The organism is Myxococcus sp. MxC21-1 (assembly GCF_032612255.1).
Taxonomy (GTDB): Bacteria; Myxococcota; Myxococcia; order Myxococcales; family Myxococcaceae; genus Myxococcus; species Myxococcus virescens.
The window spans coordinates 2,965,373-2,988,074 of record NZ_CP123278.1 but is presented as its reverse complement, the minus strand read 5'-3'; the positions used below and the strand labels follow the sequence as shown (position 1 = coordinate 2,988,074).

General features: G+C 68.9%; 23 protein-coding genes and 3 pseudogenes. 10 read left to right on the top strand and 16 right to left on the bottom strand.

The features are described 5' to 3' along the window. Window positions 1-178 precede the first annotated feature (178 nt). From QEG98_RS13865 to QEG98_RS13845, 5 genes and pseudogenes are all read right to left on the bottom strand, one after another. Window positions 179-948 (bottom strand): annotated as a pseudogene (locus tag QEG98_RS13865) (uroporphyrinogen-III synthase). A gap of 12 nt (window positions 949-960) precedes the next feature. Then, a pseudogene (hemC, locus tag QEG98_RS13860) lies at window positions 961-1,904 on the bottom strand (hydroxymethylbilane synthase). Window positions 1,905-1,908: 4 nt separating this feature from the next. Continuing rightward, window positions 1,909-3,224: pseudogene (gene hemA, locus QEG98_RS13855) on the bottom strand (glutamyl-tRNA reductase); the annotation flags it as partial. A 2-nt stretch (window positions 3,225-3,226) separates the two neighbouring features. Next, window positions 3,227-4,042, bottom strand: a complete 816-nt coding sequence (locus tag QEG98_RS13850) for an inner membrane protein YpjD (RefSeq protein ID WP_090489130.1) — start codon at window positions 4,040-4,042, stop codon at window positions 3,227-3,229. A gap of 34 nt (window positions 4,043-4,076) precedes the next feature. Continuing rightward, entirely contained in the window at window positions 4,077-4,538 is a 462-nt protein-coding gene (locus tag QEG98_RS13845; RefSeq protein ID WP_090489132.1) for a hypothetical protein, read from the bottom strand. Between the two features lie 99 nt (window positions 4,539-4,637). Between QEG98_RS13845 and trxA the strand changes: the two genes are divergently transcribed. Then, on the top strand, window positions 4,638-4,970 hold the full coding sequence (gene trxA, locus QEG98_RS13840) for a thioredoxin (protein ID WP_090489134.1): 333 nt from the start codon (window positions 4,638-4,640) through the stop codon (window positions 4,968-4,970). A gap of 76 nt (window positions 4,971-5,046) precedes the next feature. On the opposite strand, the gene QEG98_RS13835 is transcribed toward trxA, so the two are convergent. Further along, complete coding sequence (locus tag QEG98_RS13835) at window positions 5,047-5,748, bottom strand: polyphosphate kinase (RefSeq protein WP_316567042.1); 702 nt, start codon at window positions 5,746-5,748, stop codon at window positions 5,047-5,049. Window positions 5,749-5,925: 177 nt separating this feature from the next. On the opposite strand from QEG98_RS13835, the gene QEG98_RS13830 reads away from it, so the two are divergent. Further along, window positions 5,926-6,261, top strand: coding sequence for a hypothetical protein (locus QEG98_RS13830; protein WP_090489138.1), 336 nt, complete (start codon window positions 5,926-5,928; stop codon window positions 6,259-6,261). Between the two features lie 55 nt (window positions 6,262-6,316). Here the strand turns inward: QEG98_RS13830 and QEG98_RS13825 are convergent, their stop codons facing one another. From QEG98_RS13825 to mreC, 5 genes are all read right to left on the bottom strand, one after another. Next, on the bottom strand, window positions 6,317-7,006 hold the full coding sequence (locus QEG98_RS13825; RefSeq protein ID WP_316567041.1) for a PilZ domain-containing protein: 690 nt from the start codon (window positions 7,004-7,006) through the stop codon (window positions 6,317-6,319). 127 nt (window positions 7,007-7,133) lie between these two features. Further along, window positions 7,134-8,261 (bottom strand): rod shape-determining protein RodA, encoded by a 1,128-nt coding sequence (gene rodA, locus QEG98_RS13820; RefSeq protein ID WP_316567885.1) that lies wholly within the window; start codon window positions 8,259-8,261, stop codon window positions 7,134-7,136. Window positions 8,262-8,268: 7 nt separating this feature from the next. Then, a complete protein-coding gene (gene mrdA, locus QEG98_RS13815; protein ID WP_090489144.1) occupies window positions 8,269-10,308 on the bottom strand; it encodes a penicillin-binding protein 2 in 2,040 nt (679 codons plus the stop codon). Further along, window positions 10,305-10,805, bottom strand: a complete 501-nt coding sequence (locus QEG98_RS13810) for a hypothetical protein (protein ID WP_090489146.1) — start codon at window positions 10,803-10,805, stop codon at window positions 10,305-10,307. The genes mrdA and QEG98_RS13810 overlap by 4 nt, the downstream gene beginning before the upstream one ends. After that, window positions 10,802-11,662: a rod shape-determining protein MreC gene (gene mreC / locus QEG98_RS13805; RefSeq protein ID WP_011552715.1), complete on the bottom strand. Its 861-nt coding sequence runs from the start codon at window positions 11,660-11,662 to the stop codon at window positions 10,802-10,804. The genes QEG98_RS13810 and mreC overlap by 4 nt, the downstream gene beginning before the upstream one ends. Before the next feature lie 211 nt (window positions 11,663-11,873). On the opposite strand from mreC, the gene QEG98_RS13800 reads away from it, so the two are divergent. Beyond that, entirely contained in the window at window positions 11,874-13,439 is a 1,566-nt protein-coding gene (locus QEG98_RS13800) for a SurA N-terminal domain-containing protein (protein ID WP_316567040.1), read from the top strand. Window positions 13,440-13,544: 105 nt separating this feature from the next. On the opposite strand, the gene QEG98_RS13795 is transcribed toward QEG98_RS13800, so the two are convergent. Beyond that, entirely contained in the window at window positions 13,545-14,639 is a 1,095-nt protein-coding gene (locus QEG98_RS13795) for a sensor domain-containing diguanylate cyclase (protein WP_316567039.1), read from the bottom strand. Window positions 14,640-14,692: 53 nt separating this feature from the next. On the opposite strand from QEG98_RS13795, the gene QEG98_RS13790 reads away from it, so the two are divergent. Both QEG98_RS13790 and QEG98_RS13785 read left to right on the top strand, forming a co-directional pair. After that, on the top strand, window positions 14,693-15,289 hold the full coding sequence (locus QEG98_RS13790; RefSeq protein WP_201425136.1) for a Maf family protein: 597 nt from the start codon (window positions 14,693-14,695) through the stop codon (window positions 15,287-15,289). Further along, window positions 15,286-15,966, top strand: a complete 681-nt coding sequence (locus QEG98_RS13785) for a YggS family pyridoxal phosphate-dependent enzyme (protein WP_316567038.1) — start codon at window positions 15,286-15,288, stop codon at window positions 15,964-15,966. Before QEG98_RS13790 ends, QEG98_RS13785 begins: the two co-directional genes overlap by 4 nt. Here QEG98_RS13785 and QEG98_RS13780 read toward each other — a convergent pair. Continuing rightward, a complete protein-coding gene (locus QEG98_RS13780) occupies window positions 15,953-16,174 on the bottom strand; it encodes a hypothetical protein (protein WP_140861974.1) in 222 nt (73 codons plus the stop codon). The genes QEG98_RS13785 and QEG98_RS13780 overlap by 14 nt on opposite strands. 306 nt (window positions 16,175-16,480) lie before the next feature. Here QEG98_RS13780 and QEG98_RS13775 point away from each other — a divergent pair, with 306 nt between their 5' ends. From QEG98_RS13775 to QEG98_RS13760, 5 genes are all read left to right on the top strand, one after another. After that, window positions 16,481-17,284: a DUF3108 domain-containing protein gene (locus QEG98_RS13775; protein WP_090489158.1), complete on the top strand. Its 804-nt coding sequence runs from the start codon at window positions 16,481-16,483 to the stop codon at window positions 17,282-17,284. A 26-nt stretch (window positions 17,285-17,310) separates the two neighbouring features. Continuing rightward, window positions 17,311-18,759 (top strand): hypothetical protein, encoded by a 1,449-nt coding sequence (locus QEG98_RS41875; RefSeq protein ID WP_410478013.1) that lies wholly within the window; start codon window positions 17,311-17,313, stop codon window positions 18,757-18,759. Further along, window positions 18,717-18,998 (top strand): hypothetical protein, encoded by a 282-nt coding sequence (locus tag QEG98_RS41870; RefSeq protein WP_410478012.1) that lies wholly within the window; start codon window positions 18,717-18,719, stop codon window positions 18,996-18,998. The genes QEG98_RS41875 and QEG98_RS41870 overlap by 43 nt, the downstream gene beginning before the upstream one ends. A 17-nt stretch (window positions 18,999-19,015) precedes the next feature. Next, window positions 19,016-19,912, top strand: a complete 897-nt coding sequence (locus QEG98_RS13765; RefSeq protein WP_090489163.1) for a DUF3108 domain-containing protein — start codon at window positions 19,016-19,018, stop codon at window positions 19,910-19,912. Window positions 19,913-20,057: 145 nt separating this feature from the next. Further along, window positions 20,058-20,429 (top strand): hypothetical protein, encoded by a 372-nt coding sequence (locus QEG98_RS13760; protein WP_316567036.1) that lies wholly within the window; start codon window positions 20,058-20,060, stop codon window positions 20,427-20,429. 156 nt (window positions 20,430-20,585) lie between these two features. Here the strand turns inward: QEG98_RS13760 and QEG98_RS13755 are convergent, their stop codons facing one another. The 3 genes from QEG98_RS13755 to QEG98_RS13745 form a co-directional block, all read right to left on the bottom strand. After that, window positions 20,586-21,089 (bottom strand): hypothetical protein, encoded by a 504-nt coding sequence (locus QEG98_RS13755; RefSeq protein ID WP_316567035.1) that lies wholly within the window; start codon window positions 21,087-21,089, stop codon window positions 20,586-20,588. Further along, a complete protein-coding gene (locus QEG98_RS13750) occupies window positions 21,056-22,000 on the bottom strand; it encodes a hypothetical protein (RefSeq protein ID WP_316567034.1) in 945 nt (314 codons plus the stop codon). Before QEG98_RS13750 ends, QEG98_RS13755 begins: the two co-directional genes overlap by 34 nt. A gap of 67 nt (window positions 22,001-22,067) precedes the next feature. After that, a complete protein-coding gene (locus tag QEG98_RS13745; protein ID WP_011552704.1) occupies window positions 22,068-22,586 on the bottom strand; it encodes a DUF507 family protein in 519 nt (172 codons plus the stop codon). Window positions 22,587-22,702 lie beyond the last annotated feature (116 nt).

Below are 22,702 nucleotides of genomic sequence, written 5' to 3'. Positions count from 1 at the left end.
CGTCTCCTTTCACCCCGGCCGCCCGCCGGAGTGCGACCCCGCAGCGTACCAGACGGATTCCGGCAAACGGCCGTGCGCCGAGCGGAAAACACCCCTGGCGCCCTCCGCTCCACCAGCCAGGCATGGAGCCGCTGTCAGGCACGTCGTGCGGCCGTGCGGGCACGGCGCCGCACCACCGTCAGTGCACGGTGCTCGTCACCGCGAGCACGGCGGCATCCACCAAGCACTCTGGCGTCGGCCGCTCCGCGACGGCCGCCGCGGGCACGCCCAGCCGCTCCAGGGCGGACGCCGTCGTCGGACCGATGGCCACCACCCGCGCGGTGGCCGGCGCTCGCGTCCGGCCTCTTCCACGAAGGCCTCGGCCGTGCGCGGCGAAGCGAAGAGCACGACGTCCGGCGGTGAGGCATCCAGCAAGGCCAACGACTCCGGTGACAGGGGCGCGGGCGTGGCGCGATACGCCGTCACCCGCGTCACCAGGAGGCCGTACTCTCTCAGCCCGTCTTCCAGCTCACGCCGGCCTTCCTCCGCGGCGGGAAGCAGGACTTCGTCACCCGGCTGCAGCGCATCCTTGATGAGGTTGAGCAGGGCCGCGCCCGTGCCCTCGGAAGGTTCGGCCACCACGTCCAGGCCGTAGCCCTCCGCGGCGCGCGTCGTGCGCGGCCCCACGGTGGCCACCTTCACCCGCTGTATCCGGTCCTGGGTGCCCGCCTCGCGCAGCGCCTCCATCAGCGCATCCACGCCGGTCGGGCTCGCGAACACCACCCAGGTGTAGCGCTGGATGTGCTCGGCCGCTGACGCCAGCGGACGTGGGTCCTCCGGAGGATGCAGTTCCAGAAGGGGCACGCTCAGCACTTCGGCGCCCTCATCCTCCAGGAGGAAGCACAACTCCTCGGCCCGCTCACGCGGGCGCGTCACCAAGACTCTCTTGCCTTCAAGTCGCCGTTCCACGCGAGTCGCAGTCTAGGACTCCCGCGCCTCGGAGCGGCGCGCGAAATCACGCAAGATGTCCGCCGCCCCACGCGACAGCAGGTCATCCGCCAGGGATTCACCCAGTGCATGGGCCTGCGACACGGGGCCGCGCACCTCGCCCCGCACCACGTGTGTGCCATCCGGACGGCCCACGAGTCCGCGCAGGAAGACGGTGTCGCCCGACACGGTGGCATGCCCGGCCAGGGGCACGGTGCAGCCCCCTCCAGCTTCGCCAGCAGCGCGCGCTCGGCGGTGACGGCGATGCGCGTGGTGGCGTGCTCCAGCGGCGCCAGCAGCGCGCGCACGCGCGCATCGTCCGTGCGGCACTGGATGGCCAGCACGCCCTGCCCCACCGCGGGCAGGCTCACCTCGGGCGGCAGCACCTGGGTGATGACGTCCTCCAGGCCCAGGCGCTTGAGTCCGGCGTAGGCCAGCACCGCCCCCGCGAGCCCCTGCTCCCGCGTCCTCGCCAGGCGCGTCTGCACGTTGCCGCGCACGCTGACGATGTCCACGTCCGGCCGGCGCGAGCGCAGGATGCAGCTCCGGCGCAGCGACGACGTGCCCACGCGCGCGCCCTGCGGAAGCGTGTCCAACGTCAGCCCGCCCAGGCCACAGAAGACGTCGCGCGGATCCTCCCGCTCCGGCACCGCCGCGAGCATCAGCCCTTCCGGGAATACGGACGTCATGTCCTTGAGGCTATGCACGGCGATGTCCGCGCGGCCGTCGAGCAGCGCCTGTTCGATTTCCTTCACGAACAAGCCCTTGCCGCCCACCGCGGACAACGGCGCGGACAGGAAGCGGTCTCCCTCGGTGGTCATCTCCACCAGGGTCACTTCCAAACCGGGATGCCGCGAGGTCAGCAGCGCGCCCACGTGACGCGCCTGCCAGAGCGCCAGGGGACTCTGCCGGGTGGCGATGCGCACGTGCGTCATCACTTGCCCCCGTGGCGACCTGGACTGGCGCGGCCATGACGGAGGGCGCGGCGGCGGCGGTGCCGACCTCCTCCTCCAGCAGACCGAACAGCTCGGCGGCGGCACCCGCCAGGCGGTTGCCCTCCCCTTCCGGCCCCACGGCGCGCAGCCGCGCGGTGGGCTCATGCAGCAGCTTGTTGACGATGGCTCGGCCCATGGCCTCGATGCTCTTGCGTTGCTTGTCGTTGAGTCCGTCGCCCAGGGCGCCCAGCGTGCGCTCCACCTCGGAGCGGGCAATGGCCTCCGCGCGCTGACGCAGTCGCGCCAGCACCGGCGTGCCCTCACGCAGCGCACGCTCCTTGACGAAACGCGCTACTTCCTGCGCGACGAGCACGCCCGCCTTCTGCGCCTCTTCCGCGCGCGCCGCGGCGTTGTCCGCGACGAACTTCTGGATGTCGTCCACGTCGTATGCATGTACCCAGTCCAGCGTGCCCACGGCCGGGTCGATGTCGCGAGGCACCGACAGGTCCACCATGAACAGCGGCCGCCCCCGGCGTCCGCGCCCCAGGGCGCCCACGTTGTCCCGCGTGAAGAGCGGCACCTGCGACGCGGTGCTGCACACCACCACGTCCGCCGCGGCCACCAGATTGAGCAGCTCCTCGAAGGGCCGCGCCTGTCCGCCCACCTCCGCCGCCAGCGCCTCCGCGCGCGCCAAGGTGCGGTTGGTGACGTAGAGCTTCGACGCACCGGCCTGCTTCAGGTGGCGCGCCGCCAGCTCGCCCATCTCCCCCGCGCCCACCACCAGCACCGTCTTGCCCGCGAGCCCGTCGAACACCTTGCTGGCCAGTTGCACCGCCGCCGCCGCCATGGACGTGGCCGCGCGGCCAATGGCCGTCTCCGTGCGCACGCGCTTGGCGCAGCTGAAGGCGGCCGCGCACGCGCGCATCAGCTCACCGCGCACCGCGCCCGCGCCCTGGCCCCGCTCGAAGGCTTCCTTCACCGGCCCAGAATCTGAGCCTCGCCCAGCACCATGGAGTCCAGGCTGCACGCCACGCGGAACAGGTGCACCAGCGCCGCCTCGCCCTGGTGCTCGTAGAGGTGCTCCAGGGCCTCCACGCCGCCCAGCACCTGCAGCTCCGTCAACGCGCGCTGCCGCGCCATCGCCGCGTCCGGCGCGAACAGGTACACCTCCACGCGGTTGCAGGTGGACACCCAGAGGGCCTCGACGGGCGCCTGGGCCAGCCGCTGGAGCACGTCCACCTGACGCGACTCCGGCAAGGCCAGTCGCTCGCGGACGGTGAGGGGCGCCGTCCGGTGGGACAGGCCAATGCAAATGAGCTCCATACTCAGGGCATCCTCATGGCCGCCGAGGGCGACGACACGTCATACGAGGACAGGAAGGACACCATGACCAGGCAGAACCCCGCCATGGTGAGGAAGGCCACCCGCCGCCCCCGCCAGCCCGCGACGGAACGTGCCACCAGCAGCGCGGCGAAGACCGCCCACGCAACGAGGGTGGCCAGCGTCTTCCCATCCACGGTCCAGGGGCCCGGCGCGGTGCCCACGAAGAAGGCCCCCGTGGCGAGCGTGATGGACAGCGCCAGGAAGCCCCACACCACCAGGCGCCGGTTCAGCGTGTCCAGGAACTCCAGGGAGGGAAGGCGGGAGAACAGCAACCCGAAGCGCTTCGCCTTCACCTGCCGCTCCATGAGCACGTACATGACGCCCACGCCCGCGGCGACCGCGAAGGCGGCCAGCCCCAACAGCGCCAGGGTGATGTGCAGCGGCAACAGCGGCTGACGCACCCCGGGAGGCAGCGGCGCCTGTCCGCCCTGCATCAGCAGGCCGGGCAGCAGCGCGGCCAGCGCCAGTGGCGTGAGAAAGGCGCCGATGACGGGCCGGCGGTAGCGCACATCCAGGAACAGGAAGATGACCAGCAACAGGAAGGCCAGTGCGGAGAAGCCTTGCGCCAGGCCCACCGGCCGCCCGCTCTGCACCCCGAGCAACTCGAAGAGCGCCACGCCATGCAGCGCCAATCCACCGCCCACCAGCACGCGCCCTGCCGTGGCCAGGGCCTCGGACTGGCGGACCAGGTAGGCCAGGTAGACGACAGCGGCGATGCCATAGGCGTGGCAGGCGAGCGAGACGAGCGTGTGGCTCATAGGGGCAGGCTCATAACCACGGAAGACGGGCGAATCAGCCCATCTTGTTGAGGATGAAGGCAGCCAGAAGGTCTGCTTCAGAGTCCGGTTTCTTGTCCGCGCCCTCTGGCCTGGGCGCGCCGGCGGCGACCTCCGCTACATACCCTGGAACAACCTCATAGGCGTTGTCCCCCACCAGCACCGAGTCGGCCATCTGCTCGGCACCCAGTCGGGCAAGTTGCTCCTCGGTCTTCACCCGGGCCACCAACCCCTGGGTGTCTTCGCCCGACACGAGTTGGACGAAGTGGACCGCGGGCGTGAGGGGGAAGGCCACGCCGCCTTCCGCCATCACCACCAGCCGGCCTTCGCGCAGGTCTGCTTTGTCCGCCAGCGCCCACTCCTCGAGCTGGGTCTGGGGCAGGAAGAGCTTCGTCACGCCCTCCAGCTTACACCAGCCACCCCTCCCCCGGGGGAACGCTTGGGGGAAATGGTTGAAACAGGCGCCATCCATCCGCATCTGAGCCGCCAGATTGGCTGATGGCCGGCCGATCCTTGCAGGCCCACCGGACGCGTACTACACGCGGCGGAGGTGCCCGGACAGGCACGAGGAGACACCATGGCAGGCGCGGACGTGACGAACATCGGGGATGGCGACTTCAAGCAGCAGGTCCTGGACTCCCAGGAGCCCGTGCTGGTGGATTTCTGGGCGACGTGGTGCGCGCCGTGCCGCGCCATCGCGCCCTCCATCGAAGCGCTGGCCTCGCAGTACAAGGGGCAGGTGAAGTTCACCAAGCTCAACATCGATGAGAACCAGGACACGCCGCAGGAGTACGGCATCCGTTCCATCCCCACCCTGCTCCTGTTCAAGGGCGGCCGCGTGGTGGAGCAGATTGTCGGCGCGGTGCCCAAGGCCCGCATCGAAGACGCCGTGAAGAAGGCCCTGACGTAGACTCGCCGCTGCGGGGTCGGGCGCGCGAGAGAGCCCCTGCTGCTCTTCCGCGCACCACCCGTGGCCTTCTCCTGTCTCAGCCCAGCAACTCCACGCAGCGGCGGAGCACCTCCAACCGCGAGTAGCGCTTGTCGTTCCCTGGCACCACGTGCCACGGCGCGTCGGGGCGGTGCGTGCGGTCCAGCATCTCCTGGATGGCCGCTTCGTACTTCTTCCACTTCGCCCGGTTCCGCCAGTCCTCGGGCCCCAGCTTGTAGCGCTTGGCCGGGTCCGCCTCGCGCTCGCGAAACCGCTGCAGCTGCGTCTTCTTGTCGATGTGGATGAAGAACTTCACCATCCGCACACCGTCCGCGGTGAGCATGTGTTCAAAAGCATTGATTTCATCGTAGGCGCGCCGCCATTCCGCCGGCTTCGCGAAGCCCTCTACCCGCTCCACCAGCACCCGGCCGTACCAGCTCCGGTCGAACATGCAGACCTCGCCCGCGCCCGGCGTCTTGCGCCAGAAGCGCCACAGGTAATGGTGTCTGCGCTCTTCCTCTGATGGCGAGGTGATGGGCCAGACCTTGTAACCACGCGGGTCCATCAGCGTGGTGAGCCTGCGAATGGCGCCGCCCTTGCCGGAGGCGTCCCAGCCCTCGAAGACGATGACGGCCTTCCGCCCCGCCAGGTAGTTCTGGATCTGCAGCTCGAAGACGCGCTCCTGGAGCGTTTTGAGCGTCTTCTCATATTCCGCGTGTTCACCCGCCGAGACAGACGGGTCGACCGCTGCGAGTGTCACAGTGCCATGAGGACATACGGGAAACACGTATCCATTTGCAGTCTTGTCATCAATTTTTTGAGATCGTTTACGAGTCAAGACAGACCCTCCAAGGTTGTATTGACAGCGATGACTTCAACCGCCAAATAGGCACATAGCAGTGTCTGTGTTGGCTGACTGTTTTCACTTGGAGTATTCATGGCACGTCCACGCAAAGAATTGTCCACCGTCCCGCTGACGCCGGCCATGGTGAACTGGGCCGAAGCCTTGGGAGACGCCATTGGCCGCGGCATGCTGCGCGCGCTCAACGACGGGATGCCCAGGCTGGGCAGCACCTCGCCCAGCTCTACCGCGCTCACCGCGGGCCGGCGCCGCGGCCGTCCGCCGAAGGTGATGGCGGGCGCCAGCCTGGTTTCACTGGATCGCCGTTGCACCATGGAGGGCTGTACTCGCGAGCAGCGCTCGAAGGGTCTGTGCTCCGCGCACTACCAGGCCGAACGCCGCCGCCAGATTTCGGGCAGCAAGTCGGCCTGAGTGCCTGCACACCGGACACCCGCCCACGGCCCTGGGCGATGACCGGTCCAACGCATCAGCCCTGCCAAGGGTCGGAAACGGACGACGTCGCCTTGAGCAACTCCCAGGCCGCCAGCACGTCCACCACGCGCTCCACCTCATTGGGCAGGGAGCGAGCCCGCTGGGACTTGAGATAGTCCTCCGCGAAGGCCCTCAGCCGCATCCCCACGAAGAGCCGCGCCAGTGCCACCTCCGTCTGACCGCTGAAGTCGAGGAAGCGCACGCCAAAGCCGCTGCGGCCCTCCGGCCCGTTCCCCCGCTCCTCCCGCACGATTTCCGCGCGCGCCTGCACGGGCGCGGCGCCCGGCTCCAGCGCGAAGCGCACGCCCAGCACGGTGCCCAGCGGCAAGTAGAAGGTGCTCTCCAGGAACGCCCCGCTGACGCTGACGTTGACGGACACGAGGCTCGCCTCGAAGCGACGCTCGCCCGCCTCGTCATCCACCCACACCTCGAAGCGCGTGGCGAGCTGGGCGCGGGGAAAGTGACGGTGCTCCGCCTCGCCCTGGTTCATCTCAATCAACGGCGCGAAGGCCGGCCTCGGCTCGGGGCTCACCGCCGCCACGTTGCCACCAGGACGCGCCGGAACCACCGCGGGGCGGACCTCCTTCGTCAGCGCCGCGACCTGCGCTGGCGCTCGCGCGGGCACGCGCACCGGCGCCTCCACCCGCGTGCTCCCGACTGCCTTCTGGCCACCCTTCCTCTGCATGACGCGTCCTCATCTGCCCGGGAGGGCTCGCCCTCCACGTGCGTTGGTGGGGTGATTCATACACCACCCCATGCCGCGCGCCGAGAAACGCTTGCGCCCGTCTCGCGAGGATAAATTCCGGAAATTCTCAGAACATGTGACGGCGCATGCTGATGTTCACCAGCAAGCCGATGCTGAGCATCACGGAAAGCAGGGATGAGCCGCCATAACTCATCAACGGCAGGGTGATTCCCGTCACCGGCAGCAGGCCAATCACCATGCCGATGTTCTCGAACACCTGCCAGAAGAGCATCGCCACGACGCCCACCGCGACGAAGGCGCCGAACCTGTCACGCGCGTTGAACCCCACGCCCAGGCCGAAGATGAAGATGGCGCCGTAGAGCACCAGCAGGACGATGCACATGACGAAGCCATGCTCCTCCGCCCACACGGAGAAGATGAAGTCGGTGTGCTGCTCGGGCAGGAAGCGCAGGCCCGTCTGGGTGCCCTCGCGCCAGCCCTTGCCGGACACGCCGCCGCTGCCCACCGCGATTTTCGACTGCGCCGCGTGATAGCCGCTGCCGCGCAGGTCCGCCTCGGGGTCCAGCCAGCCGGAGATGCGCTGGCTCTGGTGCTTCTTCAGGTGGTGCCGGACGATGGTGGGCCGAGGCTCCGGCACGTCACGGATGTAGTCGTTCCAGATGACGATGCCCGCGGCGAACACGCCCGCCACCAGCGTGGCCACCAGGTACCAGCGCACCTTCCCGAAGAGGATGATGGTGAGCGACGACAGGCCAATCATCAGCGCGGTGCCCAGGTCCGGCTGCACCAGCACCAGCGCGAAGGGCACGAAGACGACGAGCACCGGCTTCCACAGCCGCGTCAGGCCGTAGGAGGGCGCATTGGGCTGGAAGTCGTCGTGGTAGACCTTGGCCAGCATCAGCACGACGCCAATCTTCATGAACTCCGCGGGCTGCATGCGGAACGGGCCGATGACGAACCAGCTCTCCGCGCCCTTGGCCGTGTGGCCGAAGAAGCGCAGCGCGATGAGCAGCAGGATGTTGCCCACGTAGATGGGCAGCGCCATGCGCTGAATCCACCGGTAGTCCACCAGGCACACCACCAGCACGGCCACCATGCTGATGCCCAGGTAGCCCATCTGCGAGCCCCAGACGGGCGAGTGCGGCGGCCGTGACGCCGAGGCGAGGTTCCAGATGCCCAGCCCGCACACCGCCAGCACGGAGAAGATGAGGCCCCAGGGGATGTGGGGCACCATCCGGCGCTCAATCCGCAGTTGCACGCGTGCGGTCCTCTTCATCGCCCGGAAGCCGGGCCGGTGGCCGTACCCTTCGCGTCAGCGCCGCCTCATCGGCTGAGGGCGCGCGCGTCACGGAGGACGGCGTGTAGGGCTGGTTGGGACGCGGCGGCGGCGCCGTGGCGTCCAGCTTCTTCAAGTCGAAGTACTTCTGGAACACCGCCATCGCGGTGGGCGCCGCGTCCGAACCGCCGTGGCCGCCGTGCTCGTTGAGCACGACAACGGCCAGCTCCGGCTTGTCCGCCGGAGCGAAGCCCGCGTACCAGGCGTGGTCGCGCTCGAAGTAGCTCATCTGGTGCGTCTTCAAGCGAACCGCGCCCAGACGGGTCACCTGCGCGGTGCCCGTCTTGGACGCCACCAGGATGTCCTTGTCCCGCATGTGATTCATGCGCGCGCGGTAGGCGGTGCCGCCCGGCTCGTGCGCCACCACCACCAGGCTGTCCACCACCGCCTTGAGGTGCGCGGGCGACAGGTCCACCTTGCGCACCACCTCCGGCTGGAACGACTCGATGGTCTGCCCGTCCAGGTCCTCCAGGCGGTTCACCATCTGCGGCTTGTAGAGCGTGCCTCCGTTGGCGATGGCCGCGTACACCAGCGCCAACTGGAGCGGCGTGACGTTGGTGTCGCCCTGGCCAATGGAGCTGTTGAGCGCCATGCCCTTGGTGTAGCCACCGGGCGACGCCTTGTCGTGGTAGGCGCTGGTCGGCATGATGCCTGGAACCTCCGCCACCACGTTGACGCCTGTGGGGCTGCCCAGGCCCAGGGCCTTGCCCATCTCTCCAATGGGGTCCAGGCCGATGGTGTCCGCCACCTTGTAGTACCAGGTGTCGCAGGACGACTTCATCGCCGTGAAGCCATCCACGAGCCCGTGTCCGGCGTCCTTGTGGCAACGCCAGGTGCGCGCGCCCAGTCGGTAGCCACCGGGGCAGTTCACCACCGTCTCCGGGCGGAAGGCGCCGGACTTGAACGCAGCCAGGGCGGTGACGACCTTGAAGGTGGAACCCGGGCTGTAGTGCTCGGCGGCCACGCGGTTGATCATCGGGTCCAGCGGATCTCTCGACAGGAGCGCCATCTGCGCGGGCGTCACGCGGCCGGTGAGCAGGTTGGGGTCGAAGCCCGGGCGCGACACCAGCGCGCGGATGAAGCCCGTGTTGACGTCGATGGCGACCACCGCGCCCGTCACGCCGGGGAAGGCCCGCTCCGCCTCCTCCTGCAACCGCATGTCGATGGACAGCACCAGGTTGCTGCCCGGACGCGGCGACACCACGGCGTTGTCGCCCAGCTTGTCGTTCAGCTCTTCAATGGTCTGCCCGCGCGCGTTCACCACTTCCTTGCGCACGCCGTCGGTGCCGCGCAGGCGCTGCTCGAAGTAGCGCTCCAGCCCGCGCCGGCCAATGTAGTCCCCCAGGGCGTAGCGGGCGCCGTCGCCATTGAGGCGCTCCAGTTCCTCCTGGGTGATTTCATTCATGTAGCCCAGCACGTGCGACAGCACGGAGTTGGTGCGGTAGTGCCGGTGCGGCACGGGCGCCACCTCCACGCCGTCCAGGATGTCGCGGCGCGCGGCCAGCCGGTCGTACTCGTCGCGCGACAGGTCCACGCGCACCGGCACCGGCTGGAAGGGGGCGTTGCGCCGCCCCATGCGCACCATGTCCTCCACCTTCTTGCGCTGGTCCGGGTCCCACTGGAGCAGCTCCGCCAGGCGGGGGATGACCTGCTCGTAGCAGTCGGTGCAGAAGGCCGGGGTGATGAAGGCGTCGAAGGACGGACGGCTGTCCACCAGGATGGTGCCGCGCGCGTCCTTGATGACGCCTCGGTCGGCGCGCAGCCGCACTTCCTTGACGAAGTTGGCCACGCTCTTGGCGGCGTACTCCTCGCCCCGGGTGATTTGCAGGCGGTAGAGCTGGATGGAAATCAGCCCCAGGCCCGCCACCATGGCCAGGCCCAGCCACAGGAAGCGCCGCTTGAGCTCGCGCCCCGGCGTCGTGTTGCCCAAGGTGGGTGGCGTCACCGCAGCAACCCCGCGGGCCGCTCCTGAGACGCCTCGAAGCGCCGCAGCAACGGGTAGAGCGCCAGCGCCGCGAGGCCCGTGAGCGCCACCTGCAGCGGCATCTCCGCCAGCTGCGAGCCCGGACCGTCCTCCTTCACCGTCAGCCAGGTGAAGAAGGTGGCCAGCAGCGAATGGCCCACGTCCGCGCCCATGGCGAACAAGGCGAAGGCCAGCGGCCCCCGGACCTCCACGAAGGTCGGCACCAGCCTTCCCACCAGGAAGATGAACACGGCCAGGAAGGTGTAGAGCCAGGTGGGCTGCCCGCTCATCAGGTCGAGCAGATACCCCACGGAGAAGGCGGAGAAGGTCCCTTCGAGCAGCGAGGCCCGCAGGGCCAGGAACGCCACCAACACCACGGTGACGTCAATCCGGCCGAGCTCAAGACCTGCCTGCTTCACCAGGACCGATTCCAGCGTGAGCAACGCCAGCGCCAGCGCGACGGACACCAGGAACTTCATTTCGACGCGCCCTCCGCGGCGCTGCCCGGCGCCATGGCGCTGTAGGGGCTGCCCACCACCAACACCTCTTCCAGCTTGCTCGTATCCACCGCCGGAACGATGTCCGCGCCCTGGAACATGCCGTGCTCCTTCTTCTCCAGGTTCGTCACGCGCCCCACCACCACGCCGGGCGGATAGATGCCGTCCGTCCCCGCGGTGATGATGAGGTCACCGTCCTCCACATCCTCGGTGCGCAGCATGTTCTCCAACTTCAGGGGCCCGCCTCCCGTACCCGCCGCCGTGCCCCGGGCCCGCGAGCGCTGCACACGCACCGCCACCCGACTCTGCGGGTCCGTCACCAGCGCCACATCCGCATACCCGCCCGTCGCCCGGATGACCTGTCCCACGATTCCATCCGGCGTCACCACGGACATGCCGCGAAACACACCCTGCTGCTCACCACTGCTGATGCGGACCGACAGCAGCTTCGCCACCGGATTGACGCCCACCACCCGCGCGGGGATTTCCGGCCCGGGCTCGGCCTCCGCGTAGTTGAGCAGCTTGCGCAGCCGCTCGTTCTCCATCCGCGACTCCCCCAGGGACTGCACCGCCGCGCGCAGTTGGAGGTTCTCCAAGCGCAATGCGTCATTCTCCTGCCGCACGCCTCGGAGGTCCAGGTAGTTCTGGACCCCGGCCACCCCGCCCTCGATGACGGACGTCAGCCCCTGCTGCACGGGGGACGCCACGGCGATGATCGCCCGGTCGACGAAGTTGGGTTCCCTGCCCTTCCGGCCACCGAGCAGGAAGGCCACCAGCGGCGAAAGGAGCAGGAAGCCCACGATGAGGGGGCGGTAGTACCGCTTCAGGAGCGACCACACAGGCAGGAGTTTCCGGGGGTGTAATGAGGGAGCAGGGGCTGGCTAAGGGCTCTAAATCGCTTGCATTTTCCGGTGCGTTATCCTAGGCAGTCAAGGCCTGCATGGGGGGCGGTTCCTGGTCCACCACCCACCGGCCGGGCTACCAACAACACCGCGTCGCGAGTCCTTCCGCACGGCTTTTCTCGGCGCGTTTGCCCCAGAAGTGACGACAATGGACGGTCTGAATCCCCGGAAGGTTGCCTCGCTCCTGTTCATCATCGGCATCGCGGTGGTGTTCACGCTCCAGTTCGGCCCGGGCAGTTCTGGCTTCGGCGCCACGGGTGGGGCGACGGCGCCCGGTTCGGTGGCCTCGGTGAACGGCAAGGAAATCCCGCTGCGTGACTTCGCGGCGGCCTGGGCCCAGCAGATGAGCTTCCTGCGCTCGCAGGGCAGCCCGGTGCCCGAATCGCTCGCCCGTCAGTTCGGCATGCACAACCAGGTGCTCGACCGGTTGGTGAACACGGAGCTGCTGGCCCAGGCGGCCGAGCGCCACGGCATCGCCGCGTCCGACGATGAGCTGCGCAAGCTCATCCACCAGAACACGGACTTCCAGAAGGATGGCCAGTTCGACTTCGAGCGCTACCAGCAGGTGCTGCGCGACTTCTACCGGAAGTCCCCGCAGGACTTCGAGGCGGAGCTGCGCCGGCAGCTGGCCGCCCAGAAGATGATGGACGTGGTGCGCGGCAACGCGGTGGTGTCGGACGACGAGGTCCGCGCCCGCTTCGAGAAGGAAGGCAACCAGGCGAAGGTCGTCTTCGCGCGCTTCCTGCCGGCCATGTACGCCGACAAGGTCCCCAGCCCCACCGCAGCGCAGCTGGCCGAGTGGAAGAAGGCGCACGAGAAGGACATCAAGGAGTACTTCGAGGCCAACCGCTTCGTGTACCAGCAGCCGGAGCGCATCCGTGCGCGGCAGGTGCTGGTGAAGCTGTCCCCGGAGGCCACCGCCGACCAGAAGAAGGCGGCCCTGGAGAAGGCGCAGGCGCTGCGCAAGGAAATCGAGGGCGGCAAGGACTTCGCCCAGGTGGCGCGTGACAGCAGCGAGGACCCGGGCAGCAAGGCGCGCGGTGGCGACCTGGGCTGGGTGGAGCGCGGCAGCTGGGAACCGGCGCTGGCGGACGCGGCCTTCGCGCTGAAGCAGGGCGAGGTGACGCAGCCGGTGGAGACGAAGTTCGGCGTGCACCTGGTGAAGGTGGATGAGAAGCAGGCCGCCCAGGACAAGAAGCTCGAGGACGTCCAGGACGAGATTGCCACCACGCTCTACAAGCAGGACCGCGCCAAGCAGCTGGCCCGCGCCGAGGCGGAGAAGGCGCTGGCCTCCGTCAAGGCGGGCCAGGACCTGAAGACGCTCTTCCCGCCGGAGAAGGAGCAGCCCGCGCTGCTGCGCTTCGAGACGGAGACGCGCCCGGAGGCCGTGGAGACGGACAGCTTCACCGCCGAGGGTGAGGCGGTGCCGCACCTGGGCCCCGCGCCCGAACTGGTGAAGGCGGCCTTCGCCGTCAGCGCCCCGCAGCCGCTCGACAGCGTGTTCCCCATGGGTGAGGGCTTCGTGGTGGCGCAGGTGGTGGAGCGCCAGAAGCCGGACGCCGAGGGCTTCGAGAAGCGCAAGGAGGAACTGCGCACCCAGGCCCGTCAGGCCAAGCAGATTGAGCTGACGGAGTCCTTCCTCAAGGCGCTGCGCGAGCAGGGCTCGGTGGTGACGAACACCGCCGCCATCGACTCCGTGGTGGGCACCGGGTGAGTCCCGGCGTCCAACCGTGACGCCTCCGAGGGCCGGGCCGAGGGTACTCCCCTCCCCGGCCCTCTCTCATTGCGGGCTTCGCGGCCAACAGGGCCGAAGCGCCAGCTAGCGCTCCGGGAACTCGTGGGAGCCTGTGCCGCCGTTGGGCGCAATGGGCTCGGCGATGCAGAGCGCGTCCCGGCCCCGGGCCTTGGCCGCGTACATGGCGAAGTCCGCCGCGCGGATGAGGTCCAGCGCGGACGAGGCATGGTCCGGGTAGGTGGCCACGCCCACGCTGGCGGTGAGGCGCACGTCCAGGCCCTGCTCCAGGAGGAAGCTCCGCCCCCGAAAAGCCTCGCACACGCGCTGGCCGATGACGGCCGCGCCCTCCGCGTCCGTCTCCACCAGCAACATGGCGAACTCGTCGCCGCCGTAGCGGAAGACGGCGTCCAGGTTCTGCCGGCCCAGGGTCATCAGCAGGTCCCCCACTTCCTTCAAGGTGGCGCTGCCCACCAGGTGCCCGTGGGTGTCGTTGATGCTCTTGAAGTGGTCCAGGTCCAGGAAGACGAGCGACAGCGGGTGGCTGAAGCGCTCCGAGCGCTTCACCTCCTGGTCCAGCAAGGCGCGCAGGTGCCGGGCGTTGTAGCAGCCGGTGTGCTCGTCCGTAATCGTCAACTCCTGCACCCGCCGGAAGTTGCGCGCGTTCTCAATCGCGATGGCCGCGTAGTCCGCGATGGCGGTGAGGATGGTGAGGTCCTCGTTGGTGAAGGGTGGGTCCATGGGCCCGTTCACCAGTTCGATGATGCCCAGGACCCGGCCCCGGGCCAGCAGCGGCACCGCGAGGATGGAGCGGGTGTGGAAGGCGGAGGCTTCATCGAAGCGTGGCGAGAAGCTGGGGTCCCCGCCCACGTCATGGACGAGCCGCGCCGCGCCGGACGTGAAGACGGCGCCGGCAATGCCCTCGCCCGGGTTGAGCTGGAGGCCCTTGAGCACGTCCGCGCCGTCACCCACCGCGATTTCGAAGTAGAGCTTTCCGGTGCGCTCGTCCTGGAGGATGAGCGACCAGTTGCGAGGCAGCAGCAGGCTGCTGACCTTTTGCATCACCAGCGCCAGCACCTCGCGGAGCTCGAGCGTGGACGTCAGCGCCTTGGCCATCTCGTTGAAGGCGGCCAACTGCTCCACTGTCCGCTTCATGGCCGACAGGAGGTCCGCGGGATTCATCCGTAGAGTCCACTCCGGGGCACAAGTCTGGTAAGGCCGGGCCGAGCCGTAACATGCACATGAACGCAGATCAAACGTTGCTCGTACTGGCCTCGGCGTCGCCGCGACGCAGGGAACTTCTGGCACAGCTGGACATTCGTTTCACCGTTTCCGCGGCGGACATCGACGAAACGCCCCACGCTGGTGAGGCGGCGGAGGCCTATGTCGGGCGGCTCGCCCGGGAGAAGGCCCGCGTGGTGGCATCCCGCCACCCGGGCGCCTGGGTGCTGGCCGCCGACACCACCGTCGCCCTGGGCGCCGAGCTGCTGGGCAAGCCCCGGGACGCCGAGGAAGCCCAGGCCATGCTCACGCGCCTGTCCGGGCGGACGCATGACGTCTACACGGGCGTGGCCCTGGCCGGCCGGCATGAGGAGACGCTGGTGGTCCGCACCCGCGTCACCTTCCGGTCACTGAGCTCCGGGGAGATGTCCTGGTACGCGAACAGCGGCGAACCCCTGGACAAGGCGGGGGCCTACGCCATCCAGGGCAAGGGCGGTTTCCTGGTGGCGGGTGTGGAAGGCAGCACGTCCAACGTCGTGGGCCTGCCGCTGGGCGAGACAGTGGCCCTGCTGGAGCGAGCGGGCCTCCCCTTGCCCTGGAGGGCCTCATGAGCGGAAGCGTCGCGGAGCGGCTGGCGTCGGTGCGGGAGCGGGTGGCGGCGGCCTGTGCCCGGGCGGGGCGGCCGGTGGAGTCGGTGACGCTGGTGGCGGTGTCCAAGCTGAAGCCCGCGGACCTCATCCGCGAAGCCTATGCCGCCGGTCAGCGCGACTTCGGGGAGAACTACGCGCAGGAACTGCGGGACAAGGCCGCGGAGCTGGAGGACCTGGAGGGCCTGCGCTGGCATGCCATTGGGGCGCTCCAGACGAACAAGGTGAAGTACGTGGCGCGGGCGGCTGGGGCCTTCCACGCCCTGGACCGGCTGGAGGTCGCCCGCGAGCTGTCGAAGCGCCGCGAGGGCGCCCCGCCCCTGCCCGTCTACGTCGAGGTCAACGTGGGCGGCGAGTCCACCAAGAGCGGCCGGCGCCCGACGCGCTCGGCGTCTTCCTGGATGAGGTCCGCGCCCTGCCGGCCTCCAGGCGGTGGGGCTGATGGCGCTGCCGCCCCCACGGAGGAAGAGGCCCGGGCCCGCGCGGACTTCCAGGCCCTGCGCGAGCTGGCCCGTGTGCACGGGCTGCCGGGCCTGTCCATGGGCACCACCCATGACTTCGAGTGGGCCATTGAAGAAGGCGCCACCGTCGTCCGGGTGGGCACCGCCATCTTCGGTGAGCGCGCGCTCAAATCTCCTTGAACTTCACCCGCCCCTCCGAGTTCACGCTGACCTTGAACTCGGAGCCGCAGTAGTTGCAGCGCACCTCGTCCCCCTGGGCGAGCGCTTCATCCACGGGGTTGTTGGCGTTGCACGAAGGACAGTCGAAGTCCTTGTGCGCCTTGCCACCTCCGCGCGCGGATTCCTTCTCGTCATCGTCGAAGTCGAACGAACCGCCACCACCAGACATGTGCCCCTCCTGCGGGATGGCGCCCGACACCGCGGGCTGCCCCGCGCGGAGGCTACCAGCGGTGTCGTCGAGTGGACACGCCGCTGCGCGGCACCGCCGCCTGCCGGGCGAACAGGCCCCGGCCGGGAAGAGGCGTGCGGGAGCGTGACGTGGGAAAGTGTGCCTCCCCGTGAAGTGAGCGGCCATCATTTGAATGGCTGGTCAACAACCGCGTCAGTGGAAATGGGCGGTGGCGGGAATGGTTCCAAGCCGGGTCTGGCGCGGTGCGGCCCGGCTACCTAATTTCCAAGCGAGGGAGCTCACCCGATGCAAACGCAGTCCAAGTGGGGGTTCGCGGCGGCGCTCGCGGGGCTGGTCTGGTCGTCGACGGCCATGGCCCAGGAATCCGTGAACCCGGCGTTCGGCCCTGGGGAGCAGAGCTCCTACCGCGTCAGGTACCTGGGCATCACCGCGGGAACCGCGCAGGTGACGGTGGGTGCCCACATGAAGCAGTGGGGCCAGGACGTGTGGCCCATCGTCGCGGTGGCACGCTCCAACGACATGCTGGGCGTGTGGCCCATCAAGGACAAGTTCGTGTCCTACTGGCAGCCGGAGAGCCAGCGCGTGGTGGGCAGTGACTTGCACGCGGATGAGAACGGCTCGCGCCGCCGGCAGCGCATCAAGATGGAGCCGGATGGCAAGACGGCCTTCGTGGTGAAGCAGAAGGAAGGCGAGTCCCCGCGCGAGTCCACCCGCGAGGTGACGGAGGGCACGCTGGATGTCACCGGTGCGACGTTCGCGTTGCGCAACCGGGAGCTGGTCGTGGGGCAGGAGTATGCCTATCCCGTCTTCACCGGAAGCAAGCAGTTCACCCTTCGCGCGAAGGTGGAAGGGCGTGAAGTCCTGGGCACGGCGCTGGGCGACAAAGAGGTCTTCAAGCTCAGCGTGAAGACGGAGTTCGGCGGCAACCTCGCCTCGAAGCGGGACATGTTCGTCTACTTCACCACGGACTCCAGCCACGTGCCGGTGCGGGTGGAGGCGGAGTTCGCGCTGGGCACCATCGTCGCGGAGATAACCGACTACAAGCCGGGCCGGAGCATGACGGTGGCCCGCGCCGAGAATGGCGGGTAGCACCCGCCGGAGAGTGAAGGGGGCGGATGGGCGCAGGATGGGCGTGGGCGGTGGTGGCGGCGGCGATGTCCGCCACGCAGGAGCCTCAGGTGGTATCGCCCCTGGTCAAGGTCCGGCCGGGCGAAGCAGTGAAGGGACGCAAGGAGGCGCGCCTCAGCCTCGCGCGCGGTGAGTGTGAGGCCGTGCAGGTGGCGCTTCCCGGCCGGGTGGAGCGCCCCGCCGTGGAGCCGCTGACGTTGAAGGGCCCGGGCGCGGCGCTGAAGGCCAGCGTCTGGCGCGAGGCCTTCATCGACGTGAAGACGCCGTCCAACGGCAAGGGCCGCAAGGGCCCGTGGCCCGACGCGCTGGTTCCGGTGGATGCGCCGGGACATGACTCGAAGCTGCCCACCGTCTTCTACGTGGAGGTGTGCGCCCCGGAGAAGCAGGAGCCGGGGACGTACCGGGGACAGCTGCGGGTGAAGGCGGGTGACGCGAAGGTCCGGCCGGTGCCGTTCACCGCCGAGGTGCAGCCCTTCGCCCTTCCCGCCACGTCCTCGCTGCCCAACAGCTTCGGGGTGTCGATGTACAGCATCGCCCGGGGCCACGGCGTGGCGCCGGAGTCGGCGGAGGCGCGCAAGCTGTTGCGTGACTACGGACGCGCGCTCCTGGAGCACCGGGTGAGCGCCCACGGCATGAGCATGACGCCGCCTCCCGTGCGCTTCGAGAAGGGCCGCGCGGTGCTGGACTGGCGCGAGTACGACGCGGAGATGGCGCCCTTCCTGGACGGCAGCCTGCTGCCCTCCGGCGCCCGCTTCACCAGCACCGACGTGCGTGACAGCAAGCAGGCGAAGACGGACGCGGAGAAGACGGCGTACTACCGCGCCTTCGCCGAGCACTTCCGCGAGAAGGGCTGGCCCGCGCAGCTCTTCTTCTACGCCAAGGACGAACCCAAGCCCGAGGACGTGCCGCTGGTGAAAGCCCAGTCCACGCGCGTGCGCGCGGCGGGCGCGATTCCCGTGCTCGTCACCAGCCCGCTGGATGACGCGCTGAATGGCTCGGCGGACATCCTCACGCCCACGCTCAACTGCTTCTACCCTCGCCCCGGGCCGCAGACGTGCCGCAGCGTGGTGGAGCCGCGCGCGCTGCGCAAACGGCTGGCAGGTGACACCCGGGTGTGGTGGTACCAGAGCTGCAATTCGCACGGCTGCAACGGCGGCCCCCGGCGGACAAGGCGGTGGACGCGGCCTACAGCGGCTGGGCTTCGTACATGGTGGACCACCCCGCCCCGCTCAACCGGGCCATGGGCGTGCTCGCCTTCTCCTCCGGCGTGGACGGCGAGCTCTATTTCGACACCGTCTTCGCCTACAACACGAAGAAGGACCCCTGGAAGGACGTCTTCGAGTTCGGCGGCAACGGCGACGGCACCCTCTTCTATCCGGGGACACCCGCCAGGGTGGGTCCTTCTGGCCACCAGCCCATCCTCACGCTGCGGCTGAAGCACATTCGGGACGGACTGGAGGACTACGAGTACCTCCGGTTGCTCGCTGAGCTGGGTGACGCGGCCTTCGCCCGGACGGCCGCGCGCAAGTTGGCGCGCACCGGTTGGGACATCAACGCGGATGCGGGAGAATGGGAGGCGGTCCGCGAGGAAGTCACCACCCGGCTCCGGAAGCGCTGGGCGGAGTCCGAATATGCGAAGCGCCCGGACCGTCAGACGCCGCAGAGCACCCCGTAGTCTCTGGAAGGAAAAGGATGAGCCCCCTGCGCACCCTCTTCGCGGCCCTGTTGTCACTGTCCAGCGTCAGCGCCTGGGCCCAGTTGCCGGACGCGGAGGCGGACGCGCCGGAGGCTGAGAGCGCCAAGGCCGAGGAGCCCGAGGCGCCCCTCACCGTGGCGCCGTGCACCTCCGCGCTGCCGGCACTGCGCACGCCCATGGCGTTCATGCCGGGTGAGGTGCTCGAGTTCGACCTCGACGCCATGGGCGCGCAGGCGGGCACCATGACGATGCGCGTCCACAAGCAGAAGGATGGGCAGCTCCCCATCCAGGTGGAGGCGCAGACCAACACCTTCTTCTCCAAGGTGCGGCGCGTGCGCGGCAGCGCCACCGCGTACCTCCACCCTCGCACGCTGCGCCCCAATCGCTACGTCGAAGACACCATGGAGAACGAACAGCGCCGCAAGGTGAACGTCGCGTTCGGCCAGAAGGAGCGCACCGTCAAGGTCGACTACCAGTTCGGCCAGCGCCCCAAGGGGCAGTTCAACTACACCTTCGACAAGGACGGCCTGGATGTGGCCGGGGCCATCTACCTGCTGCGCCAGCTGCCGCTCAAGGACGACCTCCAGGTGTGCTTCGACGTCTACGGCGTGCGCCGCATGTGGCGCATGCAGGGCGCGGTGGTGAAGCGCGAACAGGTGACGACGCCGCTGGGCCAATTCAACGCCTGGCACGTGACGGGCACCGCCGTGCGACTGGACCGGCCCAAGCAGAAGCGTGAAGTCCACGTCTGGATTTCAGACGACGCGCGCCGCCTGCCGCTGGCCGCCGTGGGCACCATCGACCTGGGCGCCGTGCGCGCCACCCTCACCTCCGTGTCGCGTCCGGGTGAGAAACCGCAAAAGAGCGAAGGACAGGAAACGATGAAGTGGTGAGCAGCTGACGCCCCCTTCGTTGCGACTCCACGACATGGGCGTTGGGCTGGCGGATTCGCGCTGAGGGCCGGGGCACCTCGGTGCGCCGGGCTTCGGCCCTGACTGGAAAATTGACGGAGTGCTACCTGCCTGTAGCGTCGAGGCCATGGCTCCTCCGGCCCTGACCCTCGTCGCCCCTACGCCGTCGCGCCGTGCAGACCCGGTCCGGGTGGCGGTGGAACAGCTCGCCCGCTCACTGCCTGCGCGCACCGACGCGGCTGTGCTCGTGGACCTGCTGGAGGACGACCTCCGAGAGGGACTGGACGCGCTCGGCGAGGTGGAGGCCCATTTCACGGACCTGCTCGACACGCTTCGCACGGAAGCGGTGACACCGGCCGCGCTGGTGGAATCGGGTGATGACCTGCGCGTCCTTCAGCAGTTGGATTCACTCCACGACGCCGTCGTGCGGCTGCGCAAGCGCCTGTCCCAGGCCGCGAGCATGAATCGGCAGGCACATGCGCCGGTGCGCAGCCGCTGACACGCTGCCGCAGGCAGTACCAGCGCACGGCCGCGAACGCCGAAGCCGAAGCACTGCCTCGACAGTGCCCGTCACAGGCCGAGCGCAGGCTACGGCCCGCGCCAATGCGCTACCGCTTCCCGTCATCCCGGTAGCCTTGTCGTTACGAACGTCCCCTCAAGGACCCGACGCAGCAGGCGCGGCGGGCGCAGGAGCCGTCATCGCGGGCCCCAGCACGGGAGAAGGCGTCGCAGGCAGCGGGAGCGCTGGCGCGGCGTTGAGCGGCGCGGGCGTCCCCAACAACGGCGCCGGAGTCCCGGCATTCAGCGGCGCCGGCGTGCTCAGCAACCCCGGCGGCGGCGTGGCAGGATTCGAGTTGAGCGGAGGCTCAGTGGCGATGATTCCCGCGCTGGACTGCCCCGTGCCGACAAACGCATCGAACGAGCCCGGCGCCAGTGGCTGCACCGTAAACGAACCGAAGGTGGACGCGGTGGGCGGCGTCGCGAACGCCCCCGTCGTGCCTCTCCCGGGCGTCCCCGCCACCACGGTGGTCCCGTCCAACGGCGCCGCCGGAAGCTGTCCCGAGTATGTCACGGGCGTGTTCGTCACCGTCGGCACGGGAAAGCCCCCACTGATGACCTCAGGCGTCACCGGCACCCCTGGCACCGTCGTGGTCTGCACGGGCGAAGTCGCCGGCGCCCTGGAGCCGTCGCCGGCACCGTCACCCGCGTCACGGCCTCTGTATCCTGAAGCGCCCCAGCCGTCCCACTGCCCCCGATGGCCGAAGGCACGGGCGGAGGCGACGCGGTAACAGGCGCCCCTACCACGGCGGAGGGCGGTACCGGCGTCAGCGAGCGCCAGCTCAGCGGCGGATTGCCCGTGTTCTCCACGAAGGGCCGCGAACTCACCGCCGTGCCGCCCACGTCGATGGCTACGTCCTCGAACACGAACTGGATGAAGCCGCGCGGCTCGAGCCGCGGCGGGAGGTTCCACACCAGCACCACGAGCTCCGTGTCGTCGTAGCGAGCCTGCCGCAGCAGCCGGTGGGTGTCGTCATCCGCGTACGCGCCAGCGGCCAGCGCCGCCGCGTGCACGAAGGCCGTGTCCGTCAGAAGCTGTCCGTTGCGCCAGACGCTGCCCACACCCCAGACAGCCACCGCGGCATGGGTACGCGTCATCGCCGTCCAGCCCAGGCCACTGTCCCCATAGAACGGGACGTCCAGCAACACGCCGCCGCCCATGGCATGTTGAGGCGGGCGAAGCGGCGGGCCCGAGCCCCCCTGCCCCTGCTCCGGCGGGAAACCCGGCCGCATCAGTTCGACCCGGTACTCCGTGGCCCCCAGGCGGAAGGACGCTTCCAGCGTCCCTTTATCCCCAAAGGTGGCGCCCGGAAGGGACACGCGGTCCTCCACCGTCAGCGACGCGCTCCCCGTGCCGCTTTCAGCAAGGTCCGTGAAGGGAAGTGAGCCTTGGATGAAGAAGCCGTCTGGCTGCTCGGTCCTCGCGCTGGCCTCGCGGCCCTCGAACGTGAACCCGCCTGGCGCCGCGGCCAGCAAGCCGGACAGAACGAACGTGGTGAAGGGTCCCGCCATCGACGCTGCCTCCTTGGTTTACAAGGTAGGCAGCGGAGCGGGGAACGGCATGCCCCACCCCTGCGAACTAGATGAGGCCGCGCGCCCTGCGGATCTGCTCGACCGTCTTGTTGTACTCGATGTCGAAGGCGCTGGTCCCCTCCTGCAGGTGCTTCAGGCGGGAGCGGGCTTCCTTGTCGATTTCGTCGTCCACGTCGAGGTGACGCTTCATGACGGCGAAGATCTTCTGACGCAGCCCGTTATCCGCCGAGTACACCTCTTCGACGTTCCGGCTGATGAGCAGGAATTCAATCATCTGGTTGATGACGTACTCGATGCCCTCGTCGCCCATCTTGAAGCCGCGGACGTCCGCCATCTCGCGCTTCACCTGGTTGAACTTGGAATAGTCGTAGCCGCGACGCTCCAGCGCTTCACGCGTCGCCTGGTTCACACGCTCCTCGTTCGCAAGGTACTCACGCATGATGGCTGACAGGTCCATCTCGGCGTCGGCCACGCGCATCGGCTCCACCTCGATGTCCCCGTCCTGCATGAGCTGCTGAACGGCCTCGCGCGAGATGATCGGGATCACCTTCGGATACAGCCTCATGTCGGTCCCTCGCCCTCTGTGAAACGTGCTCGGAATCGTCAACCGCTATAGTTCAGCGCCGAGCCCAGTCGCAATGAAAAACCCCAGGAACGTCGCGCTTCCAGCGCACTTCCCAT

Excerpts from the sequence above, each read along its gene's own strand:
- QEG98_RS13850 (WP_090489130.1), bottom strand. The coding sequence starts at position 4,042 with ATGAGCCACACGCTCGTCTCGCTCGCCTGCCACGCCTATGGCATCGCC.
- QEG98_RS13845 (WP_090489132.1), bottom strand. The coding sequence starts at position 4,538 with ATGCGGATGGATGGCGCCTGTTTCAACCATTTCCCCCAAGCGTTCCCC.
- trxA (WP_090489134.1), top strand. The coding sequence starts at position 4,638 with ATGGCAGGCGCGGACGTGACGAACATCGGGGATGGCGACTTCAAGCAG.
- QEG98_RS13830 (WP_090489138.1), top strand. The coding sequence starts at position 5,926 with ATGGCACGTCCACGCAAAGAATTGTCCACCGTCCCGCTGACGCCGGCC.
- QEG98_RS13825 (WP_316567041.1), bottom strand. The coding sequence starts at position 7,006 with ATGCAGAGGAAGGGTGGCCAGAAGGCAGTCGGGAGCACGCGGGTGGAG.
- rodA (WP_316567885.1), bottom strand. The coding sequence starts at position 8,261 with ATGGTGCCCCACATCCCCTGGGGCCTCATCTTCTCCGTGCTGGCGGTG.
- QEG98_RS13810 (WP_090489146.1), bottom strand. The coding sequence starts at position 10,805 with ATGAAGTTCCTGGTGTCCGTCGCGCTGGCGCTGGCGTTGCTCACGCTG.
- QEG98_RS13800 (WP_316567040.1), top strand. The coding sequence starts at position 11,874 with ATGGACGGTCTGAATCCCCGGAAGGTTGCCTCGCTCCTGTTCATCATC.
- QEG98_RS13795 (WP_316567039.1), bottom strand. The coding sequence starts at position 14,639 with ATGAATCCCGCGGACCTCCTGTCGGCCATGAAGCGGACAGTGGAGCAG.
- QEG98_RS13790 (WP_201425136.1), top strand. The coding sequence starts at position 14,693 with ATGCACATGAACGCAGATCAAACGTTGCTCGTACTGGCCTCGGCGTCG.
- QEG98_RS13785 (WP_316567038.1), top strand. The coding sequence starts at position 15,286 with ATGAGCGGAAGCGTCGCGGAGCGGCTGGCGTCGGTGCGGGAGCGGGTG.
- QEG98_RS13780 (WP_140861974.1), bottom strand. The coding sequence starts at position 16,174 with ATGTCTGGTGGTGGCGGTTCGTTCGACTTCGACGATGACGAGAAGGAA.
- QEG98_RS13775 (WP_090489158.1), top strand. The coding sequence starts at position 16,481 with ATGCAAACGCAGTCCAAGTGGGGGTTCGCGGCGGCGCTCGCGGGGCTG.
- QEG98_RS41875 (WP_410478013.1), top strand. The coding sequence starts at position 17,311 with ATGGGCGCAGGATGGGCGTGGGCGGTGGTGGCGGCGGCGATGTCCGCC.
- QEG98_RS13765 (WP_090489163.1), top strand. The coding sequence starts at position 19,016 with ATGAGCCCCCTGCGCACCCTCTTCGCGGCCCTGTTGTCACTGTCCAGC.
- QEG98_RS13760 (WP_316567036.1), top strand. The coding sequence starts at position 20,058 with ATGGCTCCTCCGGCCCTGACCCTCGTCGCCCCTACGCCGTCGCGCCGT.
- QEG98_RS13750 (WP_316567034.1), bottom strand. The coding sequence starts at position 22,000 with ATGGCGGGACCCTTCACCACGTTCGTTCTGTCCGGCTTGCTGGCCGCG.
- QEG98_RS13745 (WP_011552704.1), bottom strand. The coding sequence starts at position 22,586 with ATGAGGCTGTATCCGAAGGTGATCCCGATCATCTCGCGCGAGGCCGTT.